This window comes from Saccharothrix sp., assembly GCF_031180885.1.
Lineage (GTDB): Bacteria > Actinomycetota > Actinomycetes > Mycobacteriales > Pseudonocardiaceae > Actinosynnema.
Map to the genome: position 1 here is coordinate 1 of NZ_JAPSLK010000108.1, position 9400 is coordinate 9400.

The window sequence follows — 9400 nt, forward strand, 5'->3', positions numbered from 1 at the left end:
GGTCGCACCGCGCTCGGTCAACCGCGACGCGGCCACCTCCGCGATGACCGCCTCGATGTCCGCCGCGTCCGACTCCACCGCACCCGTGCACGAACCGTCCCCGACGGTCCGGTACCGCACGGTCTTGGTCACCAACTGCTCACCGTCACGCGGGCCGCCCCACGGGCCTTCCGCCAACCACATGCCGTCGCGCAGGAAGACCTTGCGCTCGTGGGCGTAGTAGATCGACGGCAGCTCGACGTTCTCACGCTCGATGTAGCGCCAGACGTCCAGCTCGGTCCAGTTGGACAGCGGGAACACGCGCACGTGCTCCCCCGGCTTGTGGCGTCCGTTGTAGAGGTTCCACAGCTCCGGGCGTTGCCGGCGGGGTTCCCACTGGCCGAAGGCGTTGCGCAGGCTGAAAATGCGCTCCTTCGCGCGGGCGCGTTCCTCGTCACGGCGCCCGCCGCCGAACACGGCGTCGAACTTGTGGTTGGTGATCGCGTCCAGCAGGGGCACCGTCTGCAAGGGGTTGCGGGTGCCGTCGGGGCGCTCGGCGAGGCGGCCGTCGTCGATGTAGTCCTGTACGCGGGCCACTTCCAGGCGCAGGCCGTAGCGGTCGACCATGCGGTCGCGGAAGTCGATGACCTCGTCGAAGTTGTGCCCGGTGTCGACGTGCAGCAGCGGGAACGGCACCGGCGCGGGCCAGAACGCCTTCACGGCCAGGTGCAGGAGCAGGGTCGAGTCCTTGCCGCCGGAGAACAGGATCACCGGCCGGTCGAACTCGCCCGCGACCTCGCGGAAGATGTGGATCGCCTCGGATTCCAGGCGGTCGGCGGCTTTCATCGCGCGGCGCCGTCGCGCCGGGCGCCGTCGAGCAGGGCGACCATGCGTTCGACGCACGCTTCCACGGACAGCTCATCCGTGCGGAGGTGCAGCTCCGGCTGGATCGGCGTCTCGTATGGGTCGTCGAAACCGGTCAAACCGGTGATCTCGCCCTTTTTTGCACGCGCATACAAACCCTTCACGTCGCGCGTGGCGCAGACCTCCGGGGCGGCGTCGACAAAAACTTCGAGATACCGCAGGCCGTGCTCCTCGTGATCCTTTCGAACGGCCTCGCGGGCGGCCCGGTAAGGAGCGATCACGGGTGTGATCACAATGGCGCCGTGACCGGCCAGCAGCCGCGCCACGAGGCCCGTGCGGCGGACGTTCTCGGCCCGGTCGTCCTTGCTGAAGCCCAGCTCGGGGAACAGTTGGCGGCGCACGACGTCGCCGTCCAGCACCTCCACCGGGTGCGTCCCCGCCAACCGCGCGGCCAGCGCGCCGGCCAGCGTCGACTTACCGGAACTGGGCAGTCCGGTCAACCAGATCGTGGCGCCCACAAAGTCCCCCTTCGTATTCCCGAAGCACAGCCGGAAAACCCGCCGAGAACATCGGCCGCAAAGCGCAGGCAGTGGTCTCGGCAAACGGCGACCCGAGGCTAGAGCAGGCTGTCAAGGGGTGTCCACAGGCTGGGCGCGTCACTCTTTCGGCGGTAGAGGAGGCTCGGAGGCCGATGCTCTGATGAGCGCGGCGCCTGGGGGCCCCGAATCCATTCATAAACCGCTGCGAACAACGCAGTCGCGGCGGCGCGAAAGCACGCCCTTTTTTGCCCACATTGCCGCACTCGAAAATCTTGGGGGAACGCCACATGAGCCTGTTGCACGCCGACGCCACGCACGCGTCGTCGCCGCTGTTCTCCACCACGCTGTCCCTGCCGGACTGCGACGCCACCGGCTGGGTGGTGGTCGACAGCATGGTGGACGGCCTGGCCATGGGCGGCACGCGGATGACCCCGACCGTCGACGCCACCGAGCTGGCCGCCTTGGCTCGCGCGATGACGCACAAGTTGGCGTTGGTGGACCTGCCGATCGGCGGCGCGAAGGCGGGTATCCGCCCCAACGGCCCGGTGCGCGACCGCGAACGCCTGATGCGCACGTTCGGCCGCGTGACCCGTCCCCTGCTGCACGGCGGCGTGTACCTCGGCTGCGACCAGGGCACCACGCACCCCGACCGCGACATGTTCTTCGCCGCCGCCGGTTACGACATCGCCACCCGGCCCGGCGCGACCCGCCTGGACGTGGACTGGGCGGAGTTCTGGCGGACGATGGTCGACATCACCGGCTTCGGCGTGGCCACGGCGGCCCTGGGCGCGATCCGCGCGTCGGGTGTCAAGACGCCGCAACGCGTTGTGCTGCAAGGCTTTGGCACGGTCGGCCGCGGTGTGGCGCAGCACCTGGCGGCGCACGGGCACCAGATCGTGGCGGTCGCGGACATCCTGGGCACGGTGGAGGACCCGGCCGGGCTGCCGGTGGACAAGCTCATCGCGTGCACCAGCACCGACGGCACGATCGACCGGTCGGGCCTGCCGTCCTCGGTGCGCGTGCACGACGGCGACCGGGCGTGGCTGAAGGTCGACGCGGACGTGCTGGTGCTGGCGGCCGGGGCGGACGCGATCGACGAGTCGGTGGTGTCGTCGGTGCGGGCGAAGATCGTCGTCGAGGGCGGCAACATGAGCTGCACCAAGCCCGCGCGCCGGATGCTGGGCGAGGCGGGGTTGACCGTGCTGCCGGACGTGGTGGTGAACGTCGGTGGCGCGGCGGTCACCGGGTGCATCATCGCGGGCGTCGCGCCGAACGGGTTGAACGTGCCGCAGATGTCGGCGTGGCTGCGGGAGTGGATCGCGGGGAAGATCAACAAGAACTGCGAGCTGATCGCGGAGCTGAGCGCGTCGGGCAGCGCGGAGCCGGTGGCCGAACTGCTGGCCCAGCGGAACATCGCGTGGTGACCTGGGACCGCCCGGAGGTCCTGGTCGCGCACTCGAAGATGTGGCCGGAGCTGGTGCCCCGGATCGCCGCGGAGATCGAGGTGCGCCAGGCGGAGACGATCGCCGACCTCGACCCGGCTACGCGTGCCGGCGTCGAGGTCCTGGTCGGCTACCAGTTCCCGCCGGGCTGCTTGGAACTGCTGCCGAACCTGCGCTGGCTGCACCTGACCGGCACCGGCACCGACCACTTGGCGGCGGCGGGTTTGCGCCCGGGCACTCTGGTCACCAACGCGGCTCGCGTGCCCGTCGAGGCCGTCGCCGAGTACGCCGTGGCCGGACTCTTCATGCTGCTAAAAAATTTAGTTGAGTTAACTGAAAATTTCCCCGTCTTGCCGGCGGAAGGGACGACCACGGCAGGACAGGCGGGCGGCACCGCAGAACGCGCCGCTCACGCCGCAGAACCGGCGGGCACCACGAGGCCAGGGGGCACCACCGCACCAGCCGGCACCAGCACGCCAGCCGGCACCAGCACGCCAGCCGGCGCCACAGGGCCGGCAGGTAGCGCAGCGCCGGCGGGCGACGCGGCGCGGGCCGCGGTACGCCCTGCCTGGTACACCGGGCGGGCGGTGATGCTCGATGGGGCGACCGTGCTCGTGCTCGGTGGTGGGCGGATCGGGCGGGCCGTCGTGCGGCGGTTGTCCGCGCTTGGGGCGCGGTGCATCGCGGTGACGCGGACCGGTCGAACGCCTGTGCCGTTGGCGGTCAAGACGGTCGGTGTGGGCCAGGTGCTCGACGTCGCGGCTGAAGCGGACCACATCGTCGGGTGTCTGCCCGCTACTGAGCAGCCCGTCGTCGACAAGGCGGTGTTGGCGGCGCTGCCCCCGCACGCCGTGTTCGTCAACGTCGGGCGAGCGTCCACAGTGGATGAAGAAGCGCTCTACGAAGCGTTGCGGGCACAGAGCATCAGGGGTGCGTTTCTTGATGTCCATCGGATAGAGCCCTTGCCGGACGACGATCCGGCCTGGCGGGTGCCCAACCTCGTCATCTCACCGCACCGGGCCTTCGCCTTCCCCGGCGAACCCGCCGAAGTCGCCCGCACCTTCCTGGACAACCTCGCCGACCTGCGCGCCGGGCGAACGCCCCGCGACGCCGTCAACCTTGGAGAGGAACCGTGACCCTGCGCCCGGAGCCGATGTTCGACGTCGGCGAGGAGGAGTTCCGCACCGCCGTGCTCGCCGAAGGACGGTTGCGGGAAGAGGACGTCCCAGTGGTGCTGGGCTCGTTGGAGCGCAGCCGCCAGGTCATCACCGACGTGGCCAAGGCGCACAACGACCTCAAGCCCGCACCGATCGACGCACCCGTCGTCGTCATCGGCATGCTGCGCACCGGGACGACCCTCCTGCACAACCTCCTCTCCCTCCACCCCGCCCTCCACGGCCCGAGGCTGTGGGAACTGTCCGACCCGGTGGCGGCGGCGGGCGACCCGGAGACGTACCCGGCCGTGCGGGCAGCGGCGCAGGCGTACGTGGACGACTACAACCGCAAGGCCCCCGACCTGGCGAGCATCCACTACCTGCACGCCGACCGGCCGGACGAGTGCCTGCGGCTGGTGGTGAACACGTTCCACAGCATGGTGCTGGAGATGCGCTACCGCGTCCCGTCCTTCGGCGACTGGCTGCACCGGCAGGACCTCACCGTCCCCTACCAGTGGCACCGGCACCAGCTCGAAGTCCTGATGAGCCGCCGCACCGACCAAGACGGCAAGCCGCTCACCCCGGTCCTCAAGTGCCCGTTCCACACCTGGTACCTGCCCGAGCTCGTGGCCGCCTACCCGAACGCCCGGTTCGTGCACCTGCACCGCGACCCGGCCGAGGCGATCTCGTCCACCGCCAGCCTGTGCCGCGCGGTGCGCGGGGCGCGCAGTGACGACCTCGACCTGCCGGAGATCGGGGCGTTCTGGCGCAGCCGGATCGTGCCGCTGACCGAGAAGCTCGCCGACGCCCGGGACGACCTCGTCAACCACCAACCCGTCCTCGACCTGCGCTACCGCGAACTGGTCGCCGACACCAAGGGCACCCTCCAGAGGGTCACCGACTTCCTCGGCCTTCCGCACACCACCGAGTTCGTCGACGACGTCGAGAACTACCTCGCCGCCAACGGCCAGCGCAGCAAGGGCGTCCACCGCTACAGCACCGACGAGTTCGGCCTGGACGCGGACGACCTGCGCGCCGCCACCTCCGCCTACCGCACGCGCTTCGGCGTCTAGACAAGGGAGTCTGCGACATGTCGAGTGAGAACGAGACCCGGGCGCGCGCCCTGGTCGACGCGCACAACCAGACGGTGACCGGCGCGGCGGTGCCGGTCGGCATCCTCACGCCGTTGAGCCTGCCGGGCGACCCGACCGCCGGTGAGCTGGTGGTGCGGGGCGCGGTGCTGGGGGCGCGGTTCGTGGCCGAGCACCCCGGTGACTTCTCCATGCGCCAGATCCGGTTGTTCCTGGAGAACGACCAGCGCACCGCCGACGTCGAGCACATGTCCCGCTCGGCGGCGGGCGGGTTGGCCAAGCTGGTGATGCTGGACCAGGTCAGCGCGGTCGTGGGCCAGTGGCACCTGCGGACCAGTCCGGTGGTGGCGGACCTGGCGGAGAAGTGGGGTGTGCCGACGTTCATCGAGAACGGCCACAACACCATCACCGTCGGCCGCAAGAACCTGTTCCGCACCTACTTCTCCATCGCCGACCGCGCCCCGCTGATGGCGAGCTTCGCGGCCGAGCAGGGGTTCAAGCGGGTCGCGGTGGTCGCGGCGGACACCGTGTTCGGGCAGATGCTGGCCGACACGATCTGCGAGGCGCTGGCCGAGGCGATCCCGGACCTGGAGCTGTTCCGCGAGGACTTCGCCCAGGACGGCGTCCAGGACCTCAAGCAGCAACTCCAGCGGGCCACGGACTTCGGGCCGGACCTGCTGGTCAACGCGGGTGTGGTGCGCACCAACTACATGATCATCGAGGCGGGCGCGGAGACCGGGCTGCTGCCGAAGGTGCCGATGATGGTGTGCTTCCCGTTCCCCATGCGCTCGGCGGACTACTGGGGCTTCGCCGGGCAGGCGGGCACCGGCGTGGTGTGGCCCGCGACCCGGTTCAGCCCGGACTGGCCCGGCCTGACCTGGACCGGCCGCTGGTTCGTGGACACCTACTACAACGAGTTCGGCAGCTACCCGCCGGACAACGCGCTCAACGCGTTCACCGACGTCGTGGTGATCGGGCAGGCGGCGGCGCTGGCCGGCGCGCACGACCGCGACGCGCTGCGGCTGGCGCTGGAGACCGGCAGCTTCCGCACCTGGCGCGGACCCGTGCGGTTCACCCACGACCACCACCAGCCGCCGGAGATCGTGCTCATGCACTACCAGGAGGTCGGTGACGCGGCGGACAAGGCGGTCGTGGTGTGGCCGCAGGACCAGGCGACCGGCGAGTTCAAGCACCCCTCGGTGAAGCGCTGATGGTCGTGGACGTGCTGTGCCGGTGGCTCGTGGGCCTCGGCGCGGACGAGGTGTGCACCGTGCCCGGCGAGGCGTTCCTGCCGCTGCTGGCGCGCGCCCGCGCGCACGGTCTGCACACGGTGACCACGCGGCACGAGGGCGGGGCCGGGTTCATGGCGGTCGCGTCGGCGCGGCTGACCGGCAAGCCCGGCGTGGTGGCGGTGAACCGGTCGCCGGGGTCGACCAACGTGTCGATCGCGGTGGACGCGGCGGCGGCCGACCCGACGCCGCTGGTGGTGCTGGTGGGCGACATCCCCACCGGCGCGGACCGGCGCACCGCGTTCCAGGGCGCGGACCTGGCGGGCATGTTCGGCGCGCTGGCCACGACGTTCACCCTGACCGTGGACGGGTTGGGCGAGCAGTTGGCCAAGGCGGCGGAGGTGCTGGCCGGTCCGGTGCCGCAGCCGGTGGTGCTGCTGGTGCCCGAGGACCTGTGGACGGCGGGGTCGGAGGTCGAGGTGCCGCCGCCCCCGCCCGCGCTGGCCGAGCCGGACCTGGGTGAACTGCTGCCCGTGCTGACCGACGCGGCACGCCCGGTGCTGCTGGCGGGCCGGTTGCTGCGGTCCAGGCACACCGACGGGACCGCGAACGACCTGCTGTCGGTGCTGGCGCAGAAGGCCGGGCTGCCCGTGCTGGTCGGCAACAAGCAGCAGGACCTGCTGGACAACCTGCACCCCAACTACGCCGGTCACCTGCACCTGGGCACACCCCGCCAGGTGCGCGAGCGTTTGGCACAGGCCGATGTCGTGGTGCTGCTGGGCGAGTTCGCCGACGAGATCCACATGTCCGGCTGGACCGGACCGCGGGTGCACGTGGTGGACCGGCAGGCTCCCCGGGACGTCCTGGAGGCCCTGGCCGCCGCCGACTGGCCCGCGCCGGCGCCGGAGCGGTCGGCGTGGGTGCGCGGCTGGCACGAGCTGGCCGAGGACCTGGCCGCGCCGCACCCGAAGCCGTTCGAGGACGGCATCGACTTCACCCACGTGGCCGCCGCGCTGGACGCGGACCTCCCGGCCGACGCGGTGATCACGTTCGACGCGGGCAACTTCTCCAGCTGGATCCACCGCTACGTGCACGCCGGGCCCAAGCGGCTGATGCTCGCGCTGGGCAACGGGGCGATGGGGTTCGGCGTGCCGGCGGCGGTCGCGGCGGCGCACCGGTACCCGCAGCGGACCGTGGTGGCGGTGGTCGGCGACGGCGGCCTGCTGATGACCGGCGACGAGCTGGCCACCGGGCGGGCGCAGGGCCGGTGCCCGGTCGTCGTGGTCGCCGACAACGGCGGCTACGGCACCATCGACCAGCACGCCCGCCGACAGTTCCCCGGCACCTACTGCGGCACCAGCCTGCACACGCCCAACCTCGTCACGTGGGCCGAGGCGTTCGGGATGCCCGGCGAGACCGTGCGCAGCCCGCACGAGGTGCCCGGCGCGGTGCGGCGGGCGCTGGCGGCCGGACCCGGTGGCTACCTGCTGCACGTGCGCACCAGCCTGCGCGCGGGGCACGCGAACAAGGAGTAGAGCGCGATGGAACTACGGGTTCGGGTCGAGGACCTGGTGGCCCTGGTCGGCGCGGAGCACGTCCTCACCGAGGACGTGCCCGCCCGCTACACGCAGGACCTGTGGGGCAGCGACCGGGTCGGGCACGCGTCCGTCGTGGTCAAGCCCGGCACAGCTGCCGAGGTCGCCGCGGTGTTGAAGCACTGCAACGACCACGACCAGCCGGTGGTGGTGCAAGGCGGCATGACCGGGCTGGTCAGCGGCGCGGTGCCCGGGCCGGAAGAGGTCGTGCTGTCCACCGAGCGGCTGACCGCCGTCTCCCCCGTCGACCTCGCCGGGCGGACCGTCACGGCGGGCGCGGGCGCGACGCTGGCGGAGGTGCAGGACCTCGTGGCGCAGCACGGGTTGCTGCTGCCCATCGACCTGGCGTCCAAGGGCAGCGCGACCATCGGCGGGTGCGTGGCGACCAACGCGGGCGGCGTCAACGTGGTCGGCTTCGGCATGACCCGCCAGCACGTGCGGTCGCTGGAGGTCGCGCTGGTCGACGGGCAGGTGCTGACCCTGTCCACCCCGCTGGTCAAGGACAACGCGGGCATGGACCTCAAGCAGCTGTTCATCGGCAGCGAGGGCCTGCTGGGCGTGGTCACGTCGGCCACGCTGGGCCTGAAACCGGGTTCGTTGACCCGAACCGGCGCGTTCTGCGCGGTGGCCGACGTGGACGCGGCGCTGACCCTGCTGAACACGTTGCAGCGCAAGCTGCCCGGTGCGGTGACCGCGTTCGAGGTGATGTGGGAGGACGCCTACCGCACCATCGAACCGTCCGGGATCCGGCTGCCGCTGCCGTTCGGGCACCCGCTGTACGTGCTGGTGGAGTGCCGGGGCGCGGACCCCGAGGGCGACGCCGAGCGGCTGGCGTCGGCCGTGGAGGGCTGCGCCGAGGTGCTGCTGGACGCGGCCGTGGCGACCAACGCCCAGGAGTTGGCGGCGTTCTGGGCGGCGCGGGAGCGGATCCCGGCGGAGATCCTGCGGATGCAGCCGCTGTTCGGGTTCGACGTCAGCGTGCCGGCGGGGTCGTTGGAGAAGTGCCTGGACGACATGCGGACCGAGTTGCGGCGCTCGTGGCCCGCGGTGAAGCTGCTGGTGTTCGGCCACCTCGGTGACGACAACGTGCACATCGCGGTCATCACCGGTGAAACGACCCGGGAGCGGAAACCCGAAGTCGAACACATTGTGTATCGTCTCGTCACCGAAAGTGGTGGTTCGATTTCGGCTGAGCACGGCGTGGGGTTCGAGAAGCGCTCCTACCTGGGGTACACGAGGTCCGCGGAGGAGATCGCCCTCATGGGGCGGCTCAAGCAGCTCTTCGACCCCCGCGGGGTGCTCAACCGAGATCGCATGATCCCGTGGGGTGAACGAGGTACATGGCAGAACGAGGCGTCAGCCAGTCCGCAGGCTTAACCAGGCGGCAGGCGATCCCGCTGGCGATCGGGTCGGTGGCGGGGTCGGGGATCCTGTTCCTCCCGTCCGCCGTCTACGCCGAGGCGGGCGGGAACAGCCTGCTGGTGTGGCTGTTGTCGACGGTGGTGTG

8 protein-coding genes are annotated in these 9400 nt (G+C 71.1%); 6 read left to right on the top strand and 2 right to left on the bottom strand.

The annotated features are described in order from the left end of the window. The coding region (gene cysD, locus RIN75_RS43375) for a sulfate adenylyltransferase subunit CysD (RefSeq protein ID WP_309117947.1) at nucleotides 1-825 on the bottom strand (825 nt) is incomplete at its 3' end. Next, nucleotides 822-1361, bottom strand: a complete 540-nt coding sequence (gene cysC, locus RIN75_RS43380) for an adenylyl-sulfate kinase (protein ID WP_309117948.1) — start codon at nucleotides 1359-1361, stop codon at nucleotides 822-824. The genes cysC and cysD, both read right to left, overlap by 4 nt. Before the next feature lie 308 nt (nucleotides 1362-1669). Here cysC and RIN75_RS43385 point away from each other — a divergent pair, with 308 nt between their 5' ends. Genes RIN75_RS43385 through RIN75_RS43410 form a run of 6 tightly spaced genes read left to right on the top strand, consistent with a single transcriptional unit; the run spans nucleotide 1670 to nucleotide 9270 of the window. After that, nucleotides 1670-2806 carry a Glu/Leu/Phe/Val dehydrogenase dimerization domain-containing protein gene (locus RIN75_RS43385; protein WP_309117949.1) on the top strand — a complete coding sequence of 379 codons (1137 nt, stop codon included), beginning with the start codon at nucleotides 1670-1672 and terminating at the stop codon, nucleotides 2804-2806. Further along, on the top strand, nucleotides 2803-3960 hold the full coding sequence (locus RIN75_RS43390) for an NAD(P)-dependent oxidoreductase (RefSeq protein WP_309117950.1): 1158 nt from the start codon (nucleotides 2803-2805) through the stop codon (nucleotides 3958-3960). The genes RIN75_RS43385 and RIN75_RS43390 overlap by 4 nt, the downstream gene beginning before the upstream one ends. Continuing rightward, nucleotides 3957-5051, top strand: coding sequence for a sulfotransferase (locus tag RIN75_RS43395; protein WP_309117951.1), 1095 nt, complete (start codon nucleotides 3957-3959; stop codon nucleotides 5049-5051). The genes RIN75_RS43390 and RIN75_RS43395 overlap by 4 nt, the downstream gene beginning before the upstream one ends. A 17-nt stretch (nucleotides 5052-5068) precedes the next feature. Beyond that, nucleotides 5069-6280: an ABC transporter substrate-binding protein gene (locus tag RIN75_RS43400; RefSeq protein ID WP_309117952.1), complete on the top strand. Its 1212-nt coding sequence runs from the start codon at nucleotides 5069-5071 to the stop codon at nucleotides 6278-6280. Next, nucleotides 6280-7833 (top strand): thiamine pyrophosphate-dependent enzyme, encoded by a 1554-nt coding sequence (locus tag RIN75_RS43405; RefSeq protein WP_309117953.1) that lies wholly within the window; start codon nucleotides 6280-6282, stop codon nucleotides 7831-7833. Before RIN75_RS43400 ends, RIN75_RS43405 begins: the two co-directional genes overlap by 1 nt. Before the next feature lie 6 nt (nucleotides 7834-7839). Further along, on the top strand, nucleotides 7840-9270 hold the full coding sequence (locus RIN75_RS43410; RefSeq protein ID WP_309117954.1) for an FAD-binding oxidoreductase: 1431 nt from the start codon (nucleotides 7840-7842) through the stop codon (nucleotides 9268-9270). Nucleotides 9271-9400: the final 130 nt, after the last annotated feature.